This is a genomic window from Paenibacillus sp. L3-i20, assembly GCF_022180385.2.
Classification (GTDB): domain Bacteria; phylum Bacillota; class Bacilli; order Paenibacillales; family Paenibacillaceae; genus Pristimantibacillus.
Window position 1 is genome coordinate 2,314,842 of sequence record NZ_BQME02000001.1, and the last position, 24,727, is coordinate 2,339,568.

The 24,727-nt window shown below is 44.4% G+C and carries 25 protein-coding genes and 1 tRNA gene; 23 read left to right on the plus strand and 3 right to left on the minus strand.

Translation table 11 applies throughout. The annotated features are described in order from the left end of the window. The first annotated feature begins 136 nt into the window (after nt 1-136). From MFF31_RS10875 to MFF31_RS10945, 15 genes are all read left to right on the plus strand, one after another. Nucleotides 137-1,363 carry an ATP phosphoribosyltransferase regulatory subunit gene (locus MFF31_RS10875; RefSeq protein ID WP_238188016.1) on the plus strand — a complete coding sequence of 409 codons (1,227 nt, stop codon included), beginning with the start codon at nt 137-139 and terminating at the stop codon, nt 1,361-1,363. Further along, complete coding sequence (gene hisG, locus MFF31_RS10880; protein ID WP_238188017.1) at nt 1,360-2,007, plus strand: ATP phosphoribosyltransferase; 648 nt, start codon at nt 1,360-1,362, stop codon at nt 2,005-2,007. The genes MFF31_RS10875 and hisG overlap by 4 nt, the downstream gene beginning before the upstream one ends. An 88-nt stretch (nt 2,008-2,095) precedes the next feature. Then, nucleotides 2,096-3,379, plus strand: coding sequence for a histidinol dehydrogenase (gene hisD / locus MFF31_RS10885; protein WP_375541312.1), 1,284 nt, complete (start codon nt 2,096-2,098; stop codon nt 3,377-3,379). A gap of 58 nt (nt 3,380-3,437) precedes the next feature. Further along, nucleotides 3,438-4,037, plus strand: a complete 600-nt coding sequence (gene hisB, locus MFF31_RS10890; protein ID WP_238188019.1) for an imidazoleglycerol-phosphate dehydratase HisB — start codon at nt 3,438-3,440, stop codon at nt 4,035-4,037. Between the two features lies 1 nt (nt 4,038). Continuing rightward, entirely contained in the window at nt 4,039-4,674 is a 636-nt protein-coding gene (gene hisH / locus MFF31_RS10895; RefSeq protein WP_238188020.1) for an imidazole glycerol phosphate synthase subunit HisH, read from the plus strand. 25 nt (nt 4,675-4,699) lie between these two features. Next, nucleotides 4,700-5,458, plus strand: a complete 759-nt coding sequence (hisF, locus tag MFF31_RS10900; RefSeq protein ID WP_238188021.1) for an imidazole glycerol phosphate synthase subunit HisF — start codon at nt 4,700-4,702, stop codon at nt 5,456-5,458. Next, nucleotides 5,455-6,150: a bifunctional phosphoribosyl-AMP cyclohydrolase/phosphoribosyl-ATP diphosphatase HisIE gene (gene hisIE, locus MFF31_RS10905; protein WP_238188022.1), complete on the plus strand. Its 696-nt coding sequence runs from the start codon at nt 5,455-5,457 to the stop codon at nt 6,148-6,150. The genes hisF and hisIE overlap by 4 nt, the downstream gene beginning before the upstream one ends. Nucleotides 6,151-6,285: 135 nt before the next feature. Beyond that, on the plus strand, nt 6,286-7,236 hold the full coding sequence (locus MFF31_RS10910; protein WP_238188023.1) for a ribose-phosphate diphosphokinase: 951 nt from the start codon (nt 6,286-6,288) through the stop codon (nt 7,234-7,236). 162 nt (nt 7,237-7,398) lie between these two features. After that, nucleotides 7,399-9,150 carry a tetratricopeptide repeat protein gene (locus MFF31_RS10915; RefSeq protein WP_238188024.1) on the plus strand — a complete coding sequence of 584 codons (1,752 nt, stop codon included), beginning with the start codon at nt 7,399-7,401 and terminating at the stop codon, nt 9,148-9,150. A 20-nt stretch (nt 9,151-9,170) separates the two neighbouring features. Continuing rightward, nucleotides 9,171-10,118: a thioredoxin-disulfide reductase gene (gene trxB / locus MFF31_RS10920; RefSeq protein WP_238188025.1), complete on the plus strand. Its 948-nt coding sequence runs from the start codon at nt 9,171-9,173 to the stop codon at nt 10,116-10,118. Nucleotides 10,119-10,339: 221 nt separating this feature from the next. Next, nucleotides 10,340-11,290, plus strand: a complete 951-nt coding sequence (locus MFF31_RS10925; RefSeq protein WP_238188026.1) for an ROK family glucokinase — start codon at nt 10,340-10,342, stop codon at nt 11,288-11,290. Between the two features lie 14 nt (nt 11,291-11,304). After that, a complete protein-coding gene (rapZ, locus tag MFF31_RS10930) occupies nt 11,305-12,192 on the plus strand; it encodes an RNase adapter RapZ (RefSeq protein ID WP_238188027.1) in 888 nt (295 codons plus the stop codon). 14 nt (nt 12,193-12,206) lie between these two features. Then, nucleotides 12,207-13,193, plus strand: coding sequence for a gluconeogenesis factor YvcK family protein (locus tag MFF31_RS10935; protein ID WP_282570446.1), 987 nt, complete (start codon nt 12,207-12,209; stop codon nt 13,191-13,193). A gap of 6 nt (nt 13,194-13,199) precedes the next feature. Then, nucleotides 13,200-14,141, plus strand: a complete 942-nt coding sequence (gene whiA / locus MFF31_RS10940) for a DNA-binding protein WhiA (RefSeq protein ID WP_238188028.1) — start codon at nt 13,200-13,202, stop codon at nt 14,139-14,141. A 93-nt stretch (nt 14,142-14,234) separates the two neighbouring features. After that, the gene (locus MFF31_RS10945; protein WP_197938437.1) at nt 14,235-14,504 is read left to right on the plus strand and encodes an HPr family phosphocarrier protein; all 270 of its coding nucleotides are present in this window, start codon (nt 14,235-14,237) and stop codon (nt 14,502-14,504) included. Between the two features lie 155 nt (nt 14,505-14,659). Here the strand turns inward: MFF31_RS10945 and MFF31_RS10950 are convergent, their stop codons facing one another. Next, nucleotides 14,660-15,439, minus strand: a complete 780-nt coding sequence (locus MFF31_RS10950; protein WP_238188029.1) for a formate/nitrite transporter family protein — start codon at nt 15,437-15,439, stop codon at nt 14,660-14,662. 183 nt (nt 15,440-15,622) lie between these two features. Between MFF31_RS10950 and MFF31_RS10955 the strand changes: the two genes are divergently transcribed. From MFF31_RS10955 to MFF31_RS10965, 3 genes are all read left to right on the plus strand, one after another. Next, nucleotides 15,623-16,225, plus strand: coding sequence for a hypothetical protein (locus MFF31_RS10955; RefSeq protein WP_238188030.1), 603 nt, complete (start codon nt 15,623-15,625; stop codon nt 16,223-16,225). 128 nt (nt 16,226-16,353) lie between these two features. Next, entirely contained in the window at nt 16,354-16,908 is a 555-nt protein-coding gene (locus tag MFF31_RS10960; RefSeq protein ID WP_248565458.1) for a hypothetical protein, read from the plus strand. Next, the gene (locus tag MFF31_RS10965; protein WP_238188032.1) at nt 16,905-17,213 is read left to right on the plus strand and encodes a hypothetical protein; all 309 of its coding nucleotides are present in this window, start codon (nt 16,905-16,907) and stop codon (nt 17,211-17,213) included. Before MFF31_RS10960 ends, MFF31_RS10965 begins: the two co-directional genes overlap by 4 nt. Nucleotides 17,214-17,386: 173 nt before the next feature. Here MFF31_RS10965 and clpP read toward each other — a convergent pair whose 3' ends face one another. Together clpP and MFF31_RS10975 are read right to left on the minus strand one after the other, a co-directional pair. Continuing rightward, nucleotides 17,387-17,977, minus strand: a complete 591-nt coding sequence (clpP, locus tag MFF31_RS10970; RefSeq protein ID WP_238188033.1) for an ATP-dependent Clp endopeptidase proteolytic subunit ClpP — start codon at nt 17,975-17,977, stop codon at nt 17,387-17,389. A gap of 462 nt (nt 17,978-18,439) precedes the next feature. Then, a tRNA-Arg gene (locus MFF31_RS10975) sits at nt 18,440-18,514 on the minus strand. 290 nt (nt 18,515-18,804) lie between these two features. Here MFF31_RS10975 and MFF31_RS10980 point away from each other — a divergent pair. The 5 genes from MFF31_RS10980 to gpmI all read left to right on the plus strand — a co-directional run bounded on the left by MFF31_RS10980 (nt 18,805) and on the right by gpmI (nt 24,689). Beyond that, nucleotides 18,805-19,848 (plus strand): sugar-binding transcriptional regulator, encoded by a 1,044-nt coding sequence (locus MFF31_RS10980; protein ID WP_238188034.1) that lies wholly within the window; start codon nt 18,805-18,807, stop codon nt 19,846-19,848. Nucleotides 19,849-19,962: 114 nt separating this feature from the next. Continuing rightward, a complete protein-coding gene (gene gap / locus MFF31_RS10985; protein ID WP_238188035.1) occupies nt 19,963-20,967 on the plus strand; it encodes a type I glyceraldehyde-3-phosphate dehydrogenase in 1,005 nt (334 codons plus the stop codon). Between the two features lie 179 nt (nt 20,968-21,146). Beyond that, entirely contained in the window at nt 21,147-22,331 is a 1,185-nt protein-coding gene (locus tag MFF31_RS10990; RefSeq protein WP_238188036.1) for a phosphoglycerate kinase, read from the plus strand. A 59-nt stretch (nt 22,332-22,390) separates the two neighbouring features. After that, nucleotides 22,391-23,146, plus strand: a complete 756-nt coding sequence (gene tpiA / locus MFF31_RS10995) for a triose-phosphate isomerase (protein WP_238188037.1) — start codon at nt 22,391-22,393, stop codon at nt 23,144-23,146. Between the two features lies 1 nt (nt 23,147). Further along, nucleotides 23,148-24,689 carry a 2,3-bisphosphoglycerate-independent phosphoglycerate mutase gene (gpmI, locus tag MFF31_RS11000; protein WP_238188038.1) on the plus strand — a complete coding sequence of 514 codons (1,542 nt, stop codon included), beginning with the start codon at nt 23,148-23,150 and terminating at the stop codon, nt 24,687-24,689. Nucleotides 24,690-24,727 lie beyond the last annotated feature (38 nt).

A 24,727-nucleotide genomic window follows, 5' to 3' on the forward strand; every position in this document is an offset into this window, starting at 1 on the left:
TTTAGTGACAAACGAGTCCAGTATCTGCTTGACGAGTAAGTAATAAGCATGCTAATATTACGACTAACTCTTTATTTTGTTAGCATGGTAACATGGTAGCACTTTAATGCATGAAAGTACTCAAAGGAGATTGCCAATGTCTAAACCAAAGATGTTTGAAAAGCCAATTGGCGTTAAAGATTATTTGCCTGCTGCGGTTAAGAAACTAAGGCATATTGAGCGTGAAGTACTTGCTTGTATGCAAGGCTGGGGCTATGAGCAAATTATTACACCAACGATGGAATATTACGATACGGTAGGCGTTGCAAGCTCAACGTCTGACCAGAAATTATATAAGCTGCTAAATAATCGCGGAACTACTCTTGTTCTGCGATCGGATATGACAGCTCCAATTGCGAGGGTAGTGTCTTCGTTATTGAAAGAAGAAGAATTTCCAATACGGTTGTCATATCATTCCAATGTATTTCGTTCTATTGAAGAAGAGGCTGGGCGCGAAGCTGAATTTTTCCAAACGGGAGTTGAGCTTGTTGGCGACTCATCAGCGGAAGCGGATGCTGAGGTTGTTGCACTCGCAATTGCTTCACTTAAGGCAGCTGGTGTGGAACGGTTCAAGATAGCGATCGGACATGTAGGATTTTTGAACGGATTGTTGGAGGAGATGTTAGCTGGTCGTGATGAGGAGCAGAAGCTTCTAAAGGCTTGTTTACTCGGTCGAGACCATGTTGGCTATCGTGAGCAGTTGCGTAAGCTGTCGTTAGAGGAGCCTGCACGTCGTGTATTGGAAGGTATCGTGCGGCTACGCGGCGGACAAGAAATATGCGATCAAGCGATCTTGTTAAGCTCGGATGAGACAGCTCGCAAATCGATTCAACATTTGTGCGAGCTTTGGGATGTTCTGAAGTCTTACGGAGTATGTGATCATGTGCTTATTGATCTGACGATGATTGGAGATTTCTCCTATTATACAGGAATGACTTTCGAAGGATATGCCGCTGATATGGGATTCCCAGTTGTGAGTGGAGGGCGTTATGACAATTTACTCTCGCAATTCGGCCGGCCGGCTGCTGCTACAGGCTTTGCACTAAAGACGACACGAATACTAGAACTGCTTGGTGCCGAGAGGGATAGCAAAGAAGAGCAGACTCTTATTGTATACGATAGTGATGGCAGAGATGCGGCATTGTCTGAGGCACAGCTGCTCAGAAGCCAAGGGAAAAGTGTACTGACAGATCGTGTAGTGAGTTTACCGGAAGGACTTAAAGCTGTTGCAGAAGCGGCTGATGCATTTGTATACAAGGGAAAACACTATACAACCCTGCGGTCCTACGTTAGCACAACAGTTGAAGGGAGCAGTGCCACATGAGCAGCAATATTGAAAAGAATATATTGAAGGTGGCAATGCCAAAGGGACGGATTTATAAGCAGGCATCGAAGTTATTTCGTGAAGCAGGTCTGCCTATTCCAAGCGACTTTGATGATACTCGTAAGCTCATTATAGAGTTGCCAGACGCTAAGATGGAGTTCATTATGGCGAAGCCGGTAGATGTACCGACCTATGTAGAATATGGTGTAGCGGATATCGGAATTGTTGGTAAAGATGTGCTAATGGAAGAAAAAAAGGATGTTTATGAGCTACTGGATCTAGGTATTGCGAAATGTCGGATGTCTGTTATTGCTCTTCCTGACTGGAAACCGACGATTCAGCCTAGAGTAGCTACGAAGTATCCTAACGTGGCATCGGCTTATTTCCGTGAGTTGGGACAACAAGTAGAGGTTATTAAGCTAAATGGTTCCATTGAGCTTGCCCCACTAATCGGTTTAGCCGATAGAATAGTAGATATGGTTGAAACGGGGCAAACACTTAGAGAGAACGGACTCGTTGAGATGGAATCTATATTTGGTATTACGAGCCGTCTTATTGCTAATCGGGTAAGCTATCGGATGAAAAATGACAGCATTCAGAGCTTATGTGATAAGCTGCAGGATGTTATTTCAGAGAAAGCGTAGATTGGGAGCTGAGCTGAATCTCAAAATTCAGAAAACGAGTGGACGAATACGATAGAGCATATTGAAGGGGGCGGTGCGAGTGCGTATTATGCGAGCAGAGCAATTTGGGCTAAAGCGTGAGGTGGAATATGGGACACCGGAGCAAAATGAAGCAGCCTTGCGGATCGTCGGAGACGTCAAGGCGGAAGGGGACGCGGCGCTGCTTAGGTATACGGAGCAGCACGACGGGGTAAAGCTTGATGCGTCAGCGCTGCGCGTGACGCAAGAGGAAATCCACGCGGCATATGATCGCGTGGACGAAGCTTTCCTCACAGCTATCCGCGAGGCGGCTGTGAACATTCGAAAATTCCACGAGAAGCAATTGCGCAACTCGTGGATGGATCTGCAGCCGGACGGTACGATGCTGGGCCAAATTATGCGACCGCTGAAGCGGGTCGGCGTATATGTGCCCGGCGGCAAAGCCGCGTACCCTTCGTCCGTGCTGATGAATGTTATTCCGGCACAGGTGGCTGGGGTGCCGGAGATCGTGATGGTCACGCCGCCAGCGACCGGCGGCAAGGCTGGTATCGACCCGTATATTCTCGTTGCCGCCGCTGAAGCGGGCGTCAAGGAGTTGTACCGGGTCGGGGGAGCTCAAGCCATAGCGGCACTCGCATATGGCACAGCAACGATTGCACCGGTCGATAAGATTACTGGACCGGGCAATATCTATGTCGCGCTGGCGAAGCGCGCGGTGTTCGGTGCGGTCGACATTGACAGTTTTGCTGGGCCAAGTGAAATTGTAGTGCTGGCAGATGAGGGGGCAGAGCCGTCTTACATAGCGGCTGATCTATTATCGCAAGCAGAGCATGACGAGATGTCCTCCGCGATTCTCATAACACCTTCGGAGAGTCTTGCAGAGGCGGTTGCCGCCGAGGTGGAGCGTCAGTTAGAGCAGTTGCCGAGAAAAGCGATTGCTAGAAGCTCTATCGACAATTATGGCGCAGTACTGCTTGTAGATTCTATAGAAGCGGGCATAGATGTAGTCAACCAGCTCGCACCAGAGCATTTGGAGATTTTGACCGCAGATCCTATGAAGCTACTTGGCTACATCGAGAATGCAGGAGCAATTTTCCTTGGACCATACAGCTCAGAACCTGTTGGCGATTATTTCGCCGGACCGAACCATATTATCCCTACTAATGGTACTGCGAGATTTTCCTCTCCTGTTAATGTGGATGACTTTATGAAAAAATCGAGTTTGATTTACTATAGCAAGGAAGCACTTTTTGCCAATGGCGACAAAATTATGACACTGGCGCGGCATGAAGGGCTTGAAGGGCACGCCAGAGCGATAGAAATACGACTAGAGAAAGAACGAGACTTGAAGTAACGAGGCTCAAAGAAATGCGACTCGAATCAACAACGATACGAAGAAAGCAGGGATAACGATGACAGACAAAACGGTACGTGAAGCATCAGTTGCACGGAAAACGAATGAAACTGACATTACATTGTCGTTCGGAGTAGACGGAAGCGGCGAAGCGAAGCTAGAGACGGATGTGCCATTTTTAAACCATATGTTAGATTTGTTTGCGAAGCATGGCCAGTTCAATCTGAATGTAGACGCTAAAGGAGACATCGATATTGATGATCACCACACAGTGGAGGATATCGGTATTTGTTTAGGCCAAACGTTACGTGAAGCGCTTGGAGATAAACGTGGCATTAAACGTTATGCAAGTGTATTTGTACCGATGGATGAGGCACTTGCACAAGTTGTAATCGATGTGAGCAATCGTCCTCATTTTGAATATAGAGCACAATATCCGTCTTCGCAGGTTGGGAGCTTTTCGACAGAGCTTGTACATGAGTTTCTTTGGAAATTTGCTTTGGAAGCAAGAATCACATTACATGTTATCGTTCACTACGGTCAAAATACGCATCACATGATAGAAGCTGTGTTCAAAGCTCTTGGAAGAGCGTTGGATGAAGCAACAAGTATCGATCCACGTGTGCAAGGAGTTCCTTCAACGAAGGGAGTGCTCTAGAATGATCGCAATTATCGATTATGGGATGGGAAATCTGCATAGCGTTAGTAAAGCAGTGGAACGTCTCGGTTACGAGGCGGTCATAACAGCAGATCCGACAACGATCTCTGGAGCTAGCGGAGCTATATTGCCGGGAGTTGGAGCGTATGGTGATGCAATGCAGAACCTGCGTGAAACGGGATTAGACGAAGTAGCCAAAAGGTATGCAGCTTCGGGCAAGCCGATGTTAGGCATTTGTCTAGGAATGCAGCTTCTATTTAGTGAAAGTGCGGAGTACGGGCAGAATGAAGGACTGGACTTGCTGCCAGGAGAAGTAATCCGATTTAGCGGCAATTATAAAATTCCGCATATGGGTTGGAATAAATTATCGTTCAGAGAACAGAACTCCCCTTTATTTAAGGGATTAACCGAAGGGCATGTCTATTTCGTACATTCCTTCCATGCGAAGCCTAAGGCGGAGTCTGATTTACTTGCTACAACGGATTATTATGGTCCAGTTACAGCGATTGTAGGACGTAATAATGTGTATGGCATGCAATTTCATCCTGAGAAAAGTGGAGAGCTCGGGATGGCGTTGCTGGGCAATTTTTTAACGTTAACGGGAAGCCCAAAGGGTCTAACGACGACATCCTTATAATAAATTGGTAGAAGGAGAGGACAACATGCTGGCGAAACGAATTATCCCTTGCCTCGATGTGAAGGACGGACGGGTCGTGAAGGGTGTTAACTTCGTTAATCTTCGTGATGCGGGCGATCCTGTAGAGCTTGCGGCTACCTATGATCAAGAAGGCGCAGATGAACTCGTCTTTTTGGATATATCGGCTTCAGTTGAAGGGCGGGCCACGATGATCGAAGTTGTGAAGCGTACAGCTGGCGAAATTACGATACCATTCACTGTAGGCGGAGGCATCTCTCATGTCGATGATATGAAACGTTTGCTGCGTGCAGGAGCGGACAAAATTGGTATTAATACGGCAGCAGTCAAAAATCCAGCACTCGTATCCGAAGGGGCGCGTAAGTTTGGGTCACAATGTATCGTAGTTGCTATTGATGCTAAGTTCAATTCAACATGGGGTGAATGGGAAGTTTATACGCATGGTGGACGTCAGACGACGGGTATCAAGGTGCTCGAATGGGCACGTGAGATGGAGCGTTTGGGAGCGGGAGAGCTTCTGCTGACGAGTATGGATGCAGACGGTACGAAGGACGGCTTCGATGTTAGGTTGACGGCGGCAGTATCCGATTCCGTTGGCATTCCTGTTATTGCTTCAGGTGGTGCAGGACGTGTTGAACATTTCCATGATGTATTCCAAAATGCCCGTGCAGATGCAGCGTTAGCAGCTACCATATTCCACTATAAAGAAATGACGATAGGGGAAGTAAAGGATGATTTGCGCAAGAAGGGAGTTGAAGTTAGGTGACGTTAAGTAATTGGAATGATATTATCGGATCAATTAAATGGGATGCAAACGGACTAGTCCCAGCTGTCGTTCAAGATATACAGAGCAAAGAAGTGCTTATGCTTGCTTATATGAATGAAAAATCTTTGCTACGATCGATTGATTCTGGCGTGACATGGTTCTGGAGCCGCTCTAGAGGCGAGCTTTGGAATAAAGGTGCGACAAGCGGCAACACACAGCGTATCGCGTCTATGGCTTATGATTGTGATGGGGATACGCTCCTTGTACGTGTAGAACAGCAAGGCTCTGCTTGTCATACGGGCAGTTATAGCTGCTTCTACAATCAGATCGCAATTAGTACGAATGGTGAAGACCAAGAAACGCAGGAAGCGGAACAATCGTCGGATCGATTCGGTATTATTAGCAGCTTGGAGAGTATTATCGCAGAGCGCTATGCGGAGAGACCTGAAGGGGCTTATACGACATATTTATTCGATAAAGGTGTAGATAAAATATTGAAAAAAGTCGGCGAGGAATCGGCTGAAGTTATTATTGCTGCTAAAAACAAGGACAACATCGAACTTCGCAGTGAAGCAAGTGATTTGCTCTTTCACCTTATGGTACTGCTCCGTGAGAGAGGACTACCATTTGACGATGTTTTGGCAGAACTTACAAGCCGACACGGCAAGCCGACAACAAATAAAATGCGATAAGTGTCTAATTTCATAGCTTTGTCGAAAAATAGTAGGAATACCTTTTTGAAATATCGAAAAATCAATGTATAATAGGACGAGTAAGATTTTCGAGAATGTTCTAAATTAATTGGTTGAAACGCTCAGGAGGGTATCATGTTAAGCGACAAGGTGCGTATTTTTTCGGGTTCGTCTAATCCGGTATTGGCTCAGAAGATAGCTAGCGAGCTAGGCCAGAACCTAGGTTCCATCAAATTGTCCCGTTTCAAGAGCGGTGAAATTTACGTTCATTATGAAGAAACGATTCGGAACTGTGATGTATTTCTTGTTCAATCGTTCTCGCATCCTATTAACGAGCATTTTGTCGAATTGCTTGTTATGATCGATGCGGCGAAACGCGCTTCTGCAAGAACTGTAAATATCATTATGCCTTATTACGGTTATGCGCGTCAGGAACGTAAGGCTGCGCCAAGGGAGCCTATTTCGGCTAAAATGCTGGCTGATGTGTTGACGACGGTAGGAGCTACGCGTGTCATCACAATCGATCTTCATGCTCCTGCTATTCAAGGTTTCTTTAATATTCCAGTTGATCATATGACAGCACTTGATCTGATCAGCGACTATCTGAAGTCAAAGAATATTAAAAACCCTGTCGTAGTATCGCCGGACGCAGGCCGTGCTTCTACAGCGGAGAAGCTTGCCAATTATTTGGACACTTCGTTTGCAATTATGATCAAGAAACGTCCAGCTCATAACGAATCATCCATAACTCATGTTATTGGGGACGTTGCGGGCCAGACACCGATTATTATTGAAGACCTGATTGATACTGGAAATACGATCGTGAACGTTGTCGAAGGATTGAAGGAACGTGGCGCGGAAGATGTATATGTTTGTGCGACACATCCACTATTCTCAGGAAATGCCATTGAGCGTTTAGATCATCCTAATATTAAAGAAGTCATCGTTACGGATTCCATCTTGTTGCCGGAATCAACACCTGAGAGATTCAAAGTGTTGTCAGTAGCTCCATTGCTTGCAGAAGCTACTCGTATTATTTTGGACGGCGGATCAATTAGTACCCTTTTCAAAAACAAAGGTGTATAACAAAGCGATAAGTTCGCAACCAAGTAATTGAATAGAAACACCTTGGAGAAATCGCGGACGGCTTATATGCTGTCCGCGATTTTCCCACATATTCTTTCGTGTTGAGTTGTCGGGGCTATGGTATAATCGTAAAAAACGGAAAAAGAAGGAGGTGCCTTGCTGGTGAAAAGAAAAAAGCAGGTGGCTGTTAATGAGGGGACTAAGGTGATACCCATTCAATGGGATGCAACGTTTTTTTTCGAAAGAGCAGTCCGTTCACTAGATCGATACCATTATGACAAGGCACTGAAATACTTCCGCAGAGCTGTTGAATACGAGCCAGAAAATCCTGTTAACCATTGCAATATGGCGGGCATTCTTTCTGAGATGGGTAATTACGAGAAGTCTAATGAAATATTGAATTGGATAATCGATGATCTTGATCCTACAATGACAGAATGTTACTTCTATATGGCGAACAATTATGCCAACATGGAAAACTATGAGGCGGCGGAACGGTCGCTTATTCAATATTTGCAGGAAGATGCGGATGGTCAGTATTTAGATGAAGCAGAAGAGATGATGGATCTGCTACACTATGAACTTGAACGACCGACACAGCTGACTAACATCAAGTCCCGTCAGGGGCTCGTGGAACATGATCAGGCTCGCAACTTGCTTGAAGAAGGTAAATTTACAGAGGCAGTGCGTATTCTTGAGGAAATTGCCGAGCAACAGCCGGATTTCCTTGCTGCACGGAATAATCTCGCACTAGCCTATTACTATATGGGTATATTCGATAAAGCGATGGAGGCTATTCAAGGCGTGCTTCAGCATGAGCCTGGTAATCTTCATGCGCTTTGTAATCTCGCTATCTTCTATCAGCATGAGGGAGATAAGGAAAACTTGGTGTTGTTAGTAGATCAATTAACAAAAACAGTACCATTTCATCAAGAGCATGTGTTTAAACTCGCTACAACAATGGGTATCTTAGGAGAACACGGTGTTGCTTATCGCCATTTTATACGATTGCTGAAAGACAGCGATGTTAACCAAGATCCTTGCGTCCATCATTACGCTGCCGTAGCTGCTTTCAATATTGGAAAATTGCAGGAAGCTGAACGCCTTTGGAAGCAAACAATGAAGTTGGATCCGAAATCAGGAATTCCTGATTATTATATGGACCAACTTGCACATGTGCAAAATGGGGAAACATCCTCTCCTATTAGTTATCACTATCATCTGCCATTTGACGAGCAGTTTAAGTTATGGGAGAGGACGACTGGTGGAATACCTGATCACTTGAAGCGTGATCCACTTGTTCGCTCATCTTTTTTCTGGGCGCTGAGACATGGCGATCATCATACGAAGCTGCAGGTCATTCAAGCTTTCGGAATGATTGCTGATAATGAAGTGAAGGATGTGCTGCGAGCGTTCCTTCTTGAACCTGATGAGGATGACTATTTGAAGAAGATTGCAGTGTTCGTTCTTCGGACGATTGGTGTACAAGAACCGCTTCATGTATTGCTTGAAGGTAAACAAACGGTCATAGAACCAAATCGAGTACCATCAAGGTTGCCGGAATGGGACGAAAAGTGGGAAGCTGTTGCACAATCTGCTATTAGCCGGATGAGCAAACATTATGATCTTGTTCAGCAGCACGATATGATGACATTATGGGTTGAGTTCCTTACTCGTATGTATCCAAGTGTACCGAAGCTTACAAAGCCTGATAGCTGGGCTGCTGCGCTGGAATATTTGACAGCTAAGATGCATCGCCGTGCAATATCGTATCATGAAGTATCCCTGCGGTATGGAACATCAATTGCTACAATTAGCAAACATGTAAAGCTTATTGATGAAGCATGCGGAATTAAGGAGAAGATGAAGTCGATCAACTCCGTATTTTCTGCACAAGATTTGAAGGAAGATTAATCGCTCACGAGGTGAAAGAGATGTATCAATCTATTATTATCGGAACGGGTCCAGCAGGACTGACAGCGGCTATTTATCTTGCCCGCGCAAATATGAATCCTCTTATTATCGAAGGACCAGAGCCGGGAGGCCAACTCACAACGACAACTGATGTAGAGAACTTCCCAGGTTTCCCCGAAGGTATAATGGGACCTGAGCTTATGGAAAATATGCGTAAGCAAGCCGAGCGCTTTGGTGCTAAATTTATAACGGGCTGGGTCAATAGCGTCGATATGTCGGAGCGTCCTTTCAAGTTGCAAGTTGAAGGTCAAGGTGAAATTGTTGGCGAGAGCTTGATTATTTCTACTGGCGCATCCGCTAAATATCTAGGTATTCCTGGTGAGAAGGATAATGTCGGCAACGGTGTAAGCACTTGTGCAACTTGTGACGGTTTCTTCTTCCGCGGCAAAAAGATTATCGTTGTAGGCGGCGGCGACTCCGCTATGGAGGAAGCTAACTTCCTTACTCGTTTTGCTACGAATGTAGAGCTTGTTAACCGTAGAGAAGAACTTCGTGCATCCAAAATTATGCAGGATCGTGCTCGTGGCAACGAAAAAATTAGTTGGAGCCTGAATCGAACTCCAATTGAGGTCGTAGCTAGTGGAATGGGTGTGAAAGGTCTTAAAGTACGGAACAATGAATCCGGCGAAGAGGAAGTTATTGAAACAGACGGTATCTTCATCGCAATTGGTCATACGCCAAACACGAAATTCCTTGGTGGACAAATTGATACGGATGAGAATGGCTACATCATTGTGAAGCCCGGTTCAACCGAAACGAATGTACCTGGCGTATTCGCTTGCGGCGACGTTCAAGATACTAAATATCGTCAAGCTATTACAGCTGCGGGCAGCGGTTGTATGGCAGCACTCGACTGTGAAAGATTTCTCGAAGGCAGCGTAACACATGATTGGAGCCAATCTTTGTAAATCTCGAAGAGCAAATCGGCTGTTGAATAGAGGAGGGCTTCACCTTAAGAGCTGAGAGCTTAAGGGTGCAGTCCTTTTTTCACTTAAATCATAGGGCAAAAGCAATAGGAAATCAGAGCTTGGCAGGGGTGTAAAGGCCCCCGTATGCGCTTGACCAGAGTGGTAACAAGGCTTATAGTTGGAACAGAGAATGTTAACTTTATGAACGAGGTGGCTTAGTAATGTCTGAGAAGATTTACGTTGGAGTCGATGTCGGTGGTACTACAATTAAGGTAGGCATTTGCGATGCGGAGGGACAACTGCTCCACACGTTTGAAGGACCGACAGAAACGAGTAAAGGAACGGACGCTATCCTTCATAATATTGCAAGCTACTCGCGGAAGATAGTAGCTGATTCCTCATATCAGTGGGAGCAGGTTGATGGCGTAGGAGTTGGGATCGCAGGTTTTCTTGATATTCCTACTGGGTTTGTGAAGTTTTCTGCCAACTTAAATATTTTAAACACAGATCTTAAAGGGTTCTTGGAGCAGGAGCTTCAGAAAACAATTAAAGTGAATAACGACGCAAACGTAGCTGCACTTGGTGAAGCATGGGCTGGAGCAGGTAAAGGCGTAGCTAATTGTGTATGTTACACGTTAGGTACTGGTGTAGGCGGCGGTATTATTATAGATGGTAAGATAGTGGAAGGATTCGCGAGTATGGCTGGTGAGCTAGGACATGTTTCTATCGTTCCTGATTTGGAAGCGATACAGTGTGGCTGCGGCATGATGGGCTGCTTGGAGACTGTTTCATCAGCAACGGGCATTATTCGTATGGCGAAAGATGCTGTTGCGCGCGGAGACCGTACTTCATTATCGTTAGTAGAAAACATTATGGCAAAAGATGTTATTGATGCGGCTAAAGCAGGGGATGAGGTTGCAGCACGTATCGTAAGTCGTGCAGCATTCTATCTTGGTAAGTCGATGTCGATGATTGCGATATTGCTTAATCCACAATATTTTATTATTGGCGGCGGTGTTTCCAAAGCTGGTGATTTCTTATTCGATCAAATTCGTGAAGTATTCGAGAAGTACACACTTGAACAAGCAAAAGAAGGCGTGAAGATCGTTCCTGCTACACTTGGCAACAATGCAGGAGTAGTGGGAGCGGCAGGCCTTATTCTAAGAGGATAGTAGGTGTAGCTCTCATGGAAACGACAGCAACAATGGCTGAGCTTGTCATTATTACTGGTATGTCGGGTGCGGGCAAAACAATTGCTGTTCAGAGCCTTGAGGATCTTGGCTTTTTCTGTGTCGACAATTTGCCGCCAGTTCTTATTCCGAAGTTTGCCGAGTTAATTGAACAATCGAACGGCAAGATTGGTAAAGTAGCGCTCGTGATCGATTTGCGCGGCAGAGAGTTTTTTACTGCGTTGTCGGAATCGTTAGCTTATATTAAAGATCATCATACAATTAGTTGTGAGATTCTGTTTCTTGATGCAAGGGACGAAGTACTTGTACAACGCTATAAAGAAAGTCGCCGTAGACATCCGCTTGCACCGCAAGGGATGCCTCTAGAAGGGATTCATAGTGAACGTCGCTTGCTAGAGGATTTAAAAGGATCAGCCTCACAAGTAATCGATACAAGCACTTTGAAGCCGTTGCAGCTGAAAGAAAAGATTATTTCTCACTTCACAAATTTGGGACAAAGCAATCTTTCAGTAAATGTTACTTCTTTTGGTTTCAAATATGGTGTCCCAATTGATGCGGATTTAATCTTCGACGTACGTTTTCTTCCTAATCCGCATTATGTAGAGCACTTGCGACCTAATACGGGGCAGACTCCTGAAGTGTACGAATATGTGATGAAGTGGCCTGAAACCCAGCAATTTTTAACCAAACTTATTGATATGCTTCAATTTCTTATCCCGCTGTACCGCAAGGAAGGAAAAAGTCAGGTTGTAATTGGAATCGGTTGTACGGGCGGAAAACATCGTTCTGTCGCTATTGCAGAATATTTGGGAAGGATACTCGGAAGTAGCGATACGGAACGAGTACGGGTCAGCCATCGCGATTCTGAACGCGATAAGCATTGACGCGGGGGGATCGCATGGGGACAATACAAAAAATAGCTAGACGTCCCAAAATCGTCGTCATTGGCGGCGGTACAGGATTGTCGGTTATGCTGCGGGGACTCAAGGAGAAGCCGCTTGATATAACTGCTATCGTAACGGTGGCGGATGATGGCGGCAGTTCCGGCATTCTGCGTAATGAGCTTAATATACCGCCGCCTGGTGATATTCGAAGCGTACTGACGGCACTTGCAGATGCAGAGCCGCTTCTTACAGAAGTTCTTCGATATCGATTTCAAAGCGGGACTGGTCTTGCTGGACATAGCTTAGGTAATTTAATGTTGGCCGCTATGACGGATATTTCTGGTGACTTTGTTACAGGAGTGCGCCAGCTGAGTCAAGTGCTTGCTGTTAGAGGCAGGGTACTGCCGGCTGCTAATCGGGCTATCGTCTTGAAGGCTGAGATGGCGGATGGAACGATTATTACTGGAGAGTCCATGATTCCAAAGGCAGGTCAGGCGATCAAACGGGTGTTTATTGAGCCGGCGGATGTTGAGCCACTTGCGGAAGCTGTTGAAGCTATCCAAGGCGCTGATGCGATATTAATTGGTCCGGGAAGTCTCTACACAAGTATTATGCCCAACCTTTTGGTGCCTAAGCTTGCCCAAGCAATTTGTGAGTCAGATGCTGTAAAACTGTTTGTTTGTAATGTAATGACTCAGCCTGGTGAAACGGATAACTATTCGGTAAGTGATCATCTCGACGCAATTCACGCTCATATCGGGCATCATTTATTTGATTATGTTATTGTGAACGACGGAGAAATTCCACCTCAGGTTGAAAGCAAATATGCTGAGATGGGTTCAAAAGCTGTTCATTTGGACATTGATGAAGTGACAAAACGAGGTTACGAAGTCATTGCCGACAGATTGGTGCTCTTCCGCACATTCCTAAGGCATGACGCAGAACGATTAAGCCATCATATATATAAATTAGTTGAGAATTGGATGCTTAGAAAGAGGTGAGGAAGAATGTCTTTTGCGGCGCAAACAAAAAAAGAGCTGACTTTAATTGAAGCGGACAGCTGCTGTGAGCTTGCCGAATTATCGGCGCTTATACGGATGAATGGTTCGGTCAGTCTATCCAGCCGCAAGGTCGTTCTGGACATCTCGACGGAGAATGCAGCGATAGCTAGAAGAATCTATTCCCTGATCAAAAAACACTTTGACGTGCACGTGGAGTTGTTAGTTCGCAAAAAAATGCGACTTAAGAAAAACAATGTGTACATCGTCCGTATGCCAACTATGGTGCAGGAGATATTAAGCAAGCTGACTATCGTGTCAGAGGGCTTTATGTTTAATAATAGTATTAATAAGGAATTGATTCGCAAGCCTTGTTGCAAGCGATCATATTTACGCGGTGCCTTTCTGGCTGGCGGTTCTGTCAACAACCCGGAAGGCTCATCGTATCATCTTGAGATTTCGTCCATGTACGAAGAACATTGCGGAGCACTTGTAGATCTTGCAAATAAGTTTGATCTGAACGCAAGATGCATCGAGCGTAAAAAGGGATTTATTTTCTACATCAAAGAAGGCGAAAAGATTATCGAGCTACTCAACATAATCGGCGCACATCAAGCGCTGTTCAAGTTCGAGGATGTGCGAATAATGCGCGATATGCGTAATTCCGTTAATCGGATCGTTAACTGTGAGACCGCTAACTTGAACAAAACGATCGGAGCTGCTGTTCGTCAGATCGATAACATAAAGCTATTGCAGAAAGAAATTGGTCTGGAAAGCTTGCCGGATAAGCTTAGAGAGGTTGCAGAAATTAGACTTTTGCATCCGGATCTTAATTTAACCGAGGTTGGAGAAATGCTCAGAAGCAGGGTCAGTAAGTCAGGTGTCAACCATCGTCTTCGCAAAATCGACGAATTAGCGGAAAAAATACGTGGCGGAACAACTTATGCCTAGTGCAACTGCTTGTATAATGATATAATAAGATGTAAATGACTTGTTTTTCCTACATGAAAATGTTTTATAGAAAATATAGGGGGTATGATTTCCATGACAAGACTTCCAGTTGTCGTACGTCTCAAGACGGGGCTTCATGCGAGACCTGCAGCGTTATTCGTGCAAGAAGCAAACAAGTTTTCCTCCGAGGTGTTCGTTGAGAAGGATGACAAGAAGGTTAACGCAAAATCAATTATGGGGATTATGAGCTTGGCAATCAGCTCTGGTACAGAGATTTCAATAAGTGCTGACGGCTCAGATTCCGAACAGGCTGTAAACGCTTTAGTGGCGCTTGTCAGCAAGGAAGAACTAGAAAATCAATAAAAAGGAAGGAAGAGGTCACGTCGCATGTTTATGCAAAGCGTCGGACAAGCTTCCTTTTTTGCTGTTTAGACTTAAATTGTGGAACGATCTGTTTTTGTCATGCAGAAAAAAATCGCCATCCGATTAATCGGATGGCGATTTTTTGCGTTGCTTATCTAATCCTCCATAAAAGGTTTATTTACGTAATAATACATGACTGCCATGAATAGTCCGCCTCCGATCAGGTTGCCAAGTGTAACGGGGATCAGATTGTGTAGAATGCCATCCAACGAAATCGTATTTGGCTGATCGAGTACTAACGCAATGGCAAAGGTCGATAGATTAGCGATACTATGCTCATAACCAGAGATGAAGAAACAGAAAACAAATAACATCATGGCAAACATTTTTGCACCGTCGCCCTTGAGTGTCATCGGAACGAAGAAGGCGAGACAGACTAACCAGTTACATAGAATAGCACGGAAGAAAAGTTGGATTGTAGGTGCATGTATCTTTTTTTCAGCTACTTCAAATAAAAAGCTATTTACACTCGGGTCTGCGAAAAGCCCTGTCATCCATATGAGGAAGGCAAATACTGCCGCACCTATCAAATTGCCTCCGTAGCTTAATATCCATAACTTCCAAGTGTCGGACCAACTCATCTTTTTGCGGAGGGCGGCGTAACTGTAATAAAACGTATTGCCCGTGAAGAGGTCACCGCCACCGTAGCTAATCAGAATGATAGCTGATCCGAACATTAGTGCCGCGACTGGGTAAGTGAAGGGAGACTGTTCTAAGTGAAATAGGCTTCCAGACTTGAATGCGACGATGACGCCGAATCCGATGAACATGCCAGCAAGAATGGCTCGTGATAAGTAGCGCCATATACTTTGCTGGTAAGTCCGCAGCTTTTTCAAAGCAAGCTGCTCAACTTTTAATAAGGCTTCAATTTCCATAGGTTTGCCTCCAAATAGATACTCTGTAGATGTAGCTTTTGAAGCCAATATAGCACTTGTATGAGCGATGTGATGTGATTGAGGTCACAGAGGGTAATTGCTGAAAAAGAAACATTTTCCAAATTAGGCATGTCTAGTTGTTTGAAATCTAACTTCACATATTAAGGGAAGGTGATGGAAAGGATGACTGAGCGAACCAAACTCATTTTAATAGCAATTGCGGGTATTGCGGTTGTAATTTTATTTCTACTCTTCAATAAAGGAATGTCCCAGAAAGAAAATGAAGTCGAGCTCACATTACAAAGTACAAGTTCAGACGGAAATTTGCTCTCATTGAATGTAGCTTCTACTATAGCATCATCACCGTTAACAGTTAGAGAAGATGAGATAAAAGCGGAAGGGGCGCTTTGTCTAGAAACAGAGTTTGCGTTGGGCAGCTGTCAGCTTGAAATCGGAGTGGGCGGTTACATTATAGGGAAAGACAGCATGGGAAGTACAGTTGTACATCTTGTTGATTATAGCCCGGATCAGAAGGAAGGAACTGAAAAGACAAAGCGACGATATGAGCTTATGGTTGTGAAACCTGATGAAAATAGTTTGAAGAAATATCCGTTGTATGAAACGCAAAGGGATGATTATTCTAGTGTCTATGGCGTCGATATGATTGATGAAAATCATGTAGTATTTACAAGGCGAATGGTGGAGCATGATCGTTTGGTGTATGACGTAGCGGTGCTGGACATGGAGAATGGAGTTATTACGATGTCACCCCATTTTGGGAGGTAGAGAAAAATACTAAAGAATACGAGAACGATGGATTATTAACTACCTATTTTGCTGAAGATGAGTATGGGAAAAAGGTTAAAATGATGATAACCACTTTAAAGGGTAAGCTGTGGGTGGTCGACTTAAATATGTTAGAGGTGAGTAAGTCTCATCGAAAGTTGTACCACTCTTATGGTGATCCAGGCAGTGCCCCATCTCGTAGTTTAGTGTTCCCTGATCCGAACCTCGAGAGGTTCGTGTATAACATTATGATAGGTGACTTGAATGTGACTAATGATTACCGCATAGTAGACTCAAAAACGGGTAATGTAGTTTCACAATTTAACATAGAAGATTCTTTACAAACGAATCCTGAAGTTCTATGGAACAAGAAGGGCAGTAGATTCGCCCTAGAGTATGCGCAGAAGGGTAATGAACAAGGGGTACAATCAGATAATGCCATTCTTGTGTCGGCACAAGGAATTTCTGTTTATAATCGTAATGGTAAGCTTGTGTCAACATTAAACTCTTCTTCGGAGGAAAGAATTAATATTGTAAATTGGTTAGATGAGAATAGATTGTTAATTGAATGCTTTAGTCCTTCATATATGGGGAGCGGAAATTGGGCAAGGAAAATATTATTTATAAAGCTTATGATGTTCCAACAGGCAAATTGTCGACCTTTCAAGAGGCCAGGGAAATGACATCACTTGAAGACCCAGAAATAACAACCGGGTATTGGTATGGTTCAAATGCACTTGTTATGTATGAACGAGAAGGAAGTCAATTGTGGTCACTTAATGGAGGTCAATATTCTCTTTTTGGTGAAGATGCGTATGTAATCCATTGGGATGGGGACTCGGAAAATATTTTTCAATTGGATAAGGAGCTAGGCTCACTCAAATGGGTCGGTGGTGAGGAAGGTGCTGATTTAGCATTGGCTATTCCTGGTTGGATTATTTCGACGCAAAGATTGAGCACTAACTTCTTATATAAAAAAATAGAATGAACAATATCGATTGATTGTAGCGTACTGTCTTTTTCAGAAAACGACTTCATAATAGTAGATGATTTGTCTTACATGAAACATATAAAGGATGAGCTAATATATGAAACAAAAGAAGCTTTCTGCTATATCCATTGAAATGGATCGGCAGAAAGCTTCTTTTAAGTTACGATTGATTACACAGTTGTAGCGTTCTCGATAACTTTATCCACTAGGCCGTATTCTTTAGCTTCATGAGCGCTCATGAAGTAGTCACGGTCTGTGTCAACTTCGATCTTGCTAAGCGGTTGACCGGAGCGGTCCGCTAAGATGTTGTTTAACTTATCACGCATCTTCAGAATGCGGCGAGCACGAATTTCGATGTCGCTTGCTTGGCCTTCTGCGCCGCCAAGAGGTTGGTGAATCATAACCTCACTGTTTGGCAATGCGTAACGTTTGCCTTTTGCTCCAGCTGTGAGAAGGAATGCGCCCATAGAAGCCGCCATACCTACACAGATCGTGGATACATCTGGTTTAATGTATTGCATCGTATCGTAAATAGCCATACCAGCTGTAATGGAACCGCCAGGGCTGTTAATGTATAAGGAAATATCTCTTTCCGGGTCATCAGCTGTGAGGAATAGCATTTGCGCGATGATAGAATTGGCCACCACGTCATTCACACCAGATCCAAGAAAAATAATGCGGTCTTTCAACAGGCGAGAGTAGATGTCATAAGAGCGTTCCCCTCGATTGCTTTGCTCAATTACCATAGGCACAAAATTCATCTCTAACCAATCCTCCTTCGTCAACGAAAAGCTTTAATATTGGAATCGTATTCCTATAATAACGGATTGATTTGTAAAAGTCAAAGATAGTCAGAGGGGCAATTGGGACTCTTGATAAGAGCTTTCGAACCCTCCCGAACCCTCCCGAACCCTCCCTTCCAAGGGAGGGCCCCAAGGCGCTGCGCCCTCTGGACACCCGCCATGAATAACGACTGATCAACTTCGAGTACTTATGTGACTGCGAGTTTGGAGCGCTATGCCCTTATTGGACACGCTTTACCTATTAATAGAGAAAGAAAGGATTAAAAGATGATTTATATAAAGAATAAAGAACAAAGAATAAAGAATAAAGAACAAAGAGTAAATAATACAGACAAGTGATAATGAAACAAATACAAAAAATACAAAACAACAAAAAAGCTGTCCCGCGTATATCGCAGAACAGCTTGGTTATAGTATGATTGGCGCGCCCGCTAGGAATCGAACCTAGATCTCAGGCTCCGGAGGCCTACGTCATATCCATTGGACCACGGGCGCATATTGCAAAAAACAGTAGCAAAAATGATTATATGTTATTAATGGGGCGAAAGCAAGGGAGATGGCAAAAATAAATTTTACGTAAATTGCGATAGTAATCGTTTTCATCTTCATTTCAGGTCTTGCAGACGAAGCAAATTTTAGTTAAGATAGAGGTGGGACTAAAAAAGTTCATACGGGACGAATCGAGTCCCAGTAACTTGCAAAACTCGGAAACGAGGTCCCTAGCTCGTGGCACAATATATGCTTAGAGCCAAATGGGCTCGAACCGATGGAGTGAAGGATTAGAGATGCGAAAGATCATTGAACTGCAGCAGCAGCTTGTGCCAGATCTTCTAGATGTAATGAAGAAACGGTATTTGATCCTGCATCAGGTTATGCTATCGGATACAATCGGTCGTCGGACTTTAGCGAATACGCTGGAGATGACGGAGCGGGTACTGCGAGCAGAAACAGACTTTCTTAAGGATCAAGGTTTGCTTGAGATCCATACAGCAGGTATGAGAATCAGTGAACTTGGCAAAACGATGCTGGAACAGCTTGAGCCATTATACAAGTCGATGTTCGGTTTGTCTGAGATGGAGGAAAGGCTGCGTGACTACTTTGGTCTAACGCAAGTAATCGTAGTGCCAGGTGATTCGGAATCCTCTGTTCAAACGAAACGGGAGCTTGGAAGAGCGGGCTGCCAAGTATTAAGACAAGTTATGAAGCCGAATGATGTGGTCGCTGTAACAGGTGGATCAACAATCGCGCAAGTAGCTAACCAACTAACGACTTCCTCAGTGATGAAGCATATGTGGTTCGTACCGGCACGAGGTGGACTCGGTGAAAGTCTTGATTATCAAGCCAACACCCTGGCATCAACGATGGCGAAGCGAACAGGCGGACAATATCGCTTATTGCATGTACCGGATCATTTGGGTGAAGAAGCATTTGCTTCATTAATGCAGGAGCCTAACATTCGAGAGATTGTGGAAGTAATCCGCAATGCACGAATTGTTGTGCACGGCATTGGTGATGCGATGGTCATGGCGAGGCGAAGAAAGCTTGATCGGGAACTTGTTGAAGCAATTGCGTCGGAAGGTGCATTAGCAGAAGCATTCGGATTTTATTTCGACCGAAGCGGGGCAGTCGTCCACAAAATGAAGACAGTAGGGTTACGCCTTGAGGATATTGTTAAAACTGAAGTTGTTATAGCAGTAGCTGGCGGCAAGGGGAAAGGCGAAGCGATTGAAGCAGTAATGCGATTCGGACATAATGACGTGCTCATTACAGATGAAGCGGCTGCTCATGAAATAGTTGCCCTGCTTGATGAAAAAGTACAAATCTTGTAAACAAGAAACGTAGTAAATGGCATCTCGACGAATAACGGCCGCCTTTGGCGATAGCCGAGATAGCGTCTTGAAATAAATGTATAAAATTTTAAAATCGCTTAGGAGGAATTTCAAATGGTTAAAGTTGGTATCAATGGTTTTGGACGTATCGGTCGTAACGTATTCCGCGCAGCACTAAACAATTCCGAGGTTGAAATCGTAGCAGTAAACGATTTGACAGACGTAAACACGCTGGCTCACCTTCTTAAATACGATACAACTCATGGTACGCTTGACGCTACAGTTGAAGCAAAAGAAGGCGCTTTGATCGTAAACGGCAGAGAAGTTAAAGTATTTGCAGAGCGTAACCCTGCTGACCTTCCTTGGGGTTCTGTAGGCGCTGAAATCGTTGTTGAGTCTACTGGTATTTTCACATCCAAAGAAAAAGCTGAGCTTCACCTTAAAGGTGGCGCGAAAAAAGTTATTATCTCCGCTCCAGCTTCTAACGAAGACATCACAATCGTTATCGGCGTAAACGAAGATAAATACGATGCAGCTGCTCACAACATCATCTCCAACGCTTCTTGCACGACTAACTGTCTTGCTCCATTTGCAAAAGTACTAAACGACAAGTTCGGTATCGTAAAAGGTATGATGAACACAATTCACTCATACACAAACGATCAATCCGTTCTAGATGTTCCACATAAAGACTTGCGCCGCGCTCGCGCAGCTGCAGAAAACATCATTCCTTCATCCACTGGCGCTGCAAAAGCAGTTTCCCTAGTGTTGCCTGAACTTAAAGGCAAATTGAACGGTATGGCTATGCGTGTTCCTACACCTAACGTTTCCGTAACTGACCTAGTTGCTGAATTGAAAGTTAACGTTACAGTTGAAGAAGTAAACGCAGCATTCAAAGAAGCTTCCGAAGGCGCTTTGAAAGGTATCTTGAACTACAACGAATTGCCGCTTGTATCAAGCGACTACAATAGTGACCCTGCTTCTTCCACAATCGATGGTTTGTCTACAATGGTTGTTGAAGGCAACATGGTTAAAGTTATTTCTTGGTATGACAACGAGTGGGGCTACTCAAACCGCGTAGTTGATCTTGCTGCTTATATCGCAAAAAAAGGTCTGTAAGGAAAGAAAGCTGACGGGTCGTAGCTCCTTATAGCGAGCTTCGGCCCTAGGTCTATTACCCTTCGCAGGGTCTGACCATGAGGGCGTTCCTTCCTTAAAAGAAGGGGCGCCCTCCTCTTTTTGTCTACTTATCTACGAGACCATAAAGTAACTACCACATATTTAGGAGGGTTTCATACATGAATAAAAAAAGTGTACGTGACATTACAGAATTAGCAGGAAAACGCGTATTTGTACGTGTAGACTTCAACGTGCCAATCGAAAATGGCAACATTACAGATGACAAGCGTATTCGTGAGACGCTTCCGACGATTAACTTCTTAATCGAAAAAGGCGCAAAAGTTATTCTTGCAAGCCATTTGGGTCGTCCAAACGGTGAAGTAGTAGAAGAACTTCGTCATACGGCATCCGCTGCTCGTCTAGCTGAACTTCTAGGCAAGCCAGTTATGAAAGCTAATGAAGCAATCGGCGAAGCAGTAGAAGCACAAGTAGCTTCTCTTGAAAATGGCGACGTATTGTTGCTTGAAAATGTACGTTTCTACCCTGGTGAAGAGAAAAATGATCCAGAATTAGCGAAATCTTTTGCTAAACTGGCTGACTTGTTCGTAAATGATGCATTCGGAGCTGCTCACCGTGCTCATGCTTCGACAGAAGGTATTGCACATATCCTTCCTGCTGTATCTGGTCTTCTTATGGAGAGAGAGCTTGAAGTTCTAGGTAAAGCACTTCACAATCCTGAGCGTCCATTCACAGCAATCGTAGGCGGTTCTAAAGTTAAGGACAAAATCGCTGTTATCGATAAAATGCTTGAACTTGCCGATAACATTATTATCGGTGGCGGTCTTTCCTACACGTTCTTCAAAGCACAAGGCCATGAAATTGGTAAATCACTAGTGGACAACAGCAAGCTTGATCTAGCTCTTGAGTTTATTGAAAAAGCGAAGAAGCTAGGCAAAAACTTCCTGATTCCAGTAGACGTTGTCGTAACGGATGATTTCAGCGCAAATGCGAATACACAAATCGTTGATATTGACGGCATTCCTGCTGATTGGGAAGGCATCGACATTGGACCTAAGACACGCGAGCTTTATGCTGACGTGATCAAAAACTCCAAGCTTGTTGTTTGGAACGGACCGATGGGCGTATTTGAAATCGAGCCATTCTCCCATGGTACACTTGCAGTAGCGCAAGCAACTGCTGAAACTTCGGCTTACACAGTAATCGGCGGCGGCGACTCCGCAGCGGCAGCGGAGAAGTTTGGTCTTGCAGATCAAATGAACTTTATCTCCACTGGCGGCGGTGCTTCCCTCGAGTTCATGGAAGGCAAAGTGCTTCCAGGTGTAGTTGCTCTTAATGATAAGTAAGTTCAAAATAAACATATCAATTGAAAACAAATATTACATTATGTGTCGGGGGTATTGAGATGAGCAGAACACCAATTATTGCAGGTAACTGGAAAATGTTCAAAACAGTTTCTGAAGCTGTTTCTTTCTTTTCTGAAGTGAAAGGTAAAGCTGAAGTGGCTGGCGTAGAAAGCGTAATTTGCGCACCTTACACAGCGCTTCCAGCACTTGTTGAAGCAGCTAAAGGTACAACAATTTCAATTGGAGCACAAAACCTTCATTTTGAAGACAATGGTGCTTTCACTGGCGAAATTAGCGGACTAATGTTGAAGGATCTTGGCGTGAAATACGTTATTATCGGACATTCCGAGCGTCGTGCATATTTCCTTGAGTCGGATGAGATCGTAAACAAGAAAACTCATGCTGCATTTAAGCATGGTTTGACGCCTATCGTATGTGTTGGCGAGAAGCTTGAAGAGCGAGAAGCTGGCCAAACAAAAGAACTTTGCAAAGTGCAAACAGAAGCAGCTTTCCAAGGACTATCAGCAGAGCAAGCAGCTGAAGTTGTTGTTGCTTATGAGCCTATCTGGGCAATTGGTACTGGCAAATCCTCTACTTCCGAGGATGCACAAGATGTTATCGGCTACATTCGTAACGTTATTGCAGGTCTGTATGACGAAACGGTTGCAGCAAAAGTTCGTATTCAATACGGCGGCAGCGTGAAGCCTAATAACGTAGCTGAGTATTTGGGACAAGCGGATATCGATGGAGCGCTAGTAGGCGGAGCAAGCTTAGAGCCAGCTTCCTATATCGCATTGATCGAGGGGGCCAAGTAATATGGCCTCTCGCAAGCCTGTAGCATTAATAATTTTGGACGGATTCGGACTTCGCGACGATGTAACGGGAAACGCAGTTGCTCAAGCAAATAAACCGAATTACGACCGTTACTTGAACCAATATCCAAACACTACTCTGACAGCATGTGGAGAAGCAGTGGGCTTGCCAGAGGGTCAAATGGGCAACTCTGAAGTTGGACATCTTAACATTGGTGCAGGGCGTGTCGTTTATCAAGACTTGACGAGAATCAGTAAGTCAATTCGCGACGGCGAATTTTACGATAATGAAACGCTTCTAGGAGCGGTTCGTCATGTTAAACAAAACGGCAAAAAACTGCATCTTTATGGTCTTCTATCTGATGGCGGCGTGCACAGCCACATTAGACATTTGTTCGCATTGCTTGACCTTGCTAAGAAAGAAGGGCTTCAGGATGTGTACATTCATGCCTTTTTGGATGGACGTGACGTTTCTCCTGACAGTGCAAAAGGGTATGTAGAACAGCTACAAGCAAAGATTCAAGAAGTTGGCATAGGCCAAATTGCTACCGTACAAGGTCGTTATTATGCGATGGACCGTGACAAACGCTGGGAGCGTACGGAGAAATCGTATAACGCGATGGTTTATGGAGAAGGTCCTAAATATACTGACCCTCTAGAAGCTGTAGTTGAATCCTATGCGAAATCAGTTTATGATGAGTTCGTTATGCCAACAGTTATTGTAGGTGTTGATGGCGAGCCTGTTGGTCTTGTGGAATCTGAAGATGCAGTCGTATTTTTCAATTTCCGCCCAGATCGTGCTATCCAATTGTCTCAAGTATTTACGAATGAAGATTTCCGCGGTTTTGATCGTGGAGAGAAACATCCCGTTAAATTGCACTTTGTCTGCTTGACATTGTTCAGTGAAACAGTAGACGGCTATGTAGCTTATTCACCTAAGAACTTGGACAATACACTTGGCGAGGTTCTTGCGCAGAATGGCAAAACACAGCTTCGTACAGCAGAGACTGAGAAATATCCACATGTGACGTTCTTCTTCAGCGGCGGACGTGAAGCTGAGCTTCCTGGCGAGACGCGTGTACTTGTTAACTCACCGAAGGTAGCTACTTATGACCTTCAACCAGAGATGAGTGCGTATGAGCTTGCGGAATCAACCGTTCGAGAAATTGAAGCGGATAAACATGATGCGATTATTCTTAACTTTGCAAATCCGGATATGGTTGGACACTCCGGTATGCTTGAACCAACGATTAAAGCGGTTGAAGTGACGGATGAATGTTTGGGTAAAGTAGTAGACGCTGTTCTTGCAAAAGGTGGCGTATGTCTTATTACAGCAGACCACGGTAATGCGGATATGGTATTCGATGAGAATGGCAAACCGCATACTGCTCATACAACCAATCCGGTTCCGTTTATCGTAACAAGAGAAGGAGAGACGTTGCGCGAAGGCGGCATTCTTGCCGACATTGCACCAACGATGCTCGATTTGCTTGGACTTACGAAACCGATTGAGATGACAGGCTCGACATTACTGGGCTCTAAATAGTAGACTTAGGGTATGGGTTTAAATATTTTTCAAATCAA

Excerpts from the sequence above, each read along its gene's own strand:
- MFF31_RS10875 (WP_238188016.1), top strand. The coding sequence starts at position 137 with ATGTCTAAACCAAAGATGTTTGAAAAGCCAATTGGCGTTAAAGATTAT.
- hisG (WP_238188017.1), top strand. The coding sequence starts at position 1,360 with ATGAGCAGCAATATTGAAAAGAATATATTGAAGGTGGCAATGCCAAAG.
- hisD (WP_375541312.1), top strand. The coding sequence starts at position 2,096 with ATGCGAGCAGAGCAATTTGGGCTAAAGCGTGAGGTGGAATATGGGACA.
- hisB (WP_238188019.1), top strand. The coding sequence starts at position 3,438 with ATGACAGACAAAACGGTACGTGAAGCATCAGTTGCACGGAAAACGAAT.
- hisH (WP_238188020.1), top strand. The coding sequence starts at position 4,039 with ATGATCGCAATTATCGATTATGGGATGGGAAATCTGCATAGCGTTAGT.
- hisF (WP_238188021.1), top strand. The coding sequence starts at position 4,700 with ATGCTGGCGAAACGAATTATCCCTTGCCTCGATGTGAAGGACGGACGG.
- MFF31_RS10910 (WP_238188023.1), top strand. The coding sequence starts at position 6,286 with ATGTTAAGCGACAAGGTGCGTATTTTTTCGGGTTCGTCTAATCCGGTA.
- trxB (WP_238188025.1), top strand. The coding sequence starts at position 9,171 with ATGTATCAATCTATTATTATCGGAACGGGTCCAGCAGGACTGACAGCG.
- MFF31_RS10925 (WP_238188026.1), top strand. The coding sequence starts at position 10,340 with ATGTCTGAGAAGATTTACGTTGGAGTCGATGTCGGTGGTACTACAATT.
- rapZ (WP_238188027.1), top strand. The coding sequence starts at position 11,305 with ATGGAAACGACAGCAACAATGGCTGAGCTTGTCATTATTACTGGTATG.
- MFF31_RS10935 (WP_282570446.1), top strand. The coding sequence starts at position 12,207 with ATGGGGACAATACAAAAAATAGCTAGACGTCCCAAAATCGTCGTCATT.
- whiA (WP_238188028.1), top strand. The coding sequence starts at position 13,200 with ATGTCTTTTGCGGCGCAAACAAAAAAAGAGCTGACTTTAATTGAAGCG.
- MFF31_RS10945 (WP_197938437.1), top strand. The coding sequence starts at position 14,235 with ATGACAAGACTTCCAGTTGTCGTACGTCTCAAGACGGGGCTTCATGCG.
- MFF31_RS10950 (WP_238188029.1), bottom strand. The coding sequence starts at position 15,439 with ATGGAAATTGAAGCCTTATTAAAAGTTGAGCAGCTTGCTTTGAAAAAG.
- MFF31_RS10955 (WP_238188030.1), top strand. The coding sequence starts at position 15,623 with ATGACTGAGCGAACCAAACTCATTTTAATAGCAATTGCGGGTATTGCG.
- MFF31_RS10960 (WP_248565458.1), top strand. The coding sequence starts at position 16,354 with ATGTTAGAGGTGAGTAAGTCTCATCGAAAGTTGTACCACTCTTATGGT.
- MFF31_RS10965 (WP_238188032.1), top strand. The coding sequence starts at position 16,905 with ATGACATCACTTGAAGACCCAGAAATAACAACCGGGTATTGGTATGGT.
- clpP (WP_238188033.1), bottom strand. The coding sequence starts at position 17,977 with ATGAATTTTGTGCCTATGGTAATTGAGCAAAGCAATCGAGGGGAACGC.
- MFF31_RS10980 (WP_238188034.1), top strand. The coding sequence starts at position 18,805 with ATGCGAAAGATCATTGAACTGCAGCAGCAGCTTGTGCCAGATCTTCTA.
- gap (WP_238188035.1), top strand. The coding sequence starts at position 19,963 with ATGGTTAAAGTTGGTATCAATGGTTTTGGACGTATCGGTCGTAACGTA.
- MFF31_RS10990 (WP_238188036.1), top strand. The coding sequence starts at position 21,147 with ATGAATAAAAAAAGTGTACGTGACATTACAGAATTAGCAGGAAAACGC.
- tpiA (WP_238188037.1), top strand. The coding sequence starts at position 22,391 with ATGAGCAGAACACCAATTATTGCAGGTAACTGGAAAATGTTCAAAACA.
- gpmI (WP_238188038.1), top strand. The coding sequence starts at position 23,148 with ATGGCCTCTCGCAAGCCTGTAGCATTAATAATTTTGGACGGATTCGGA.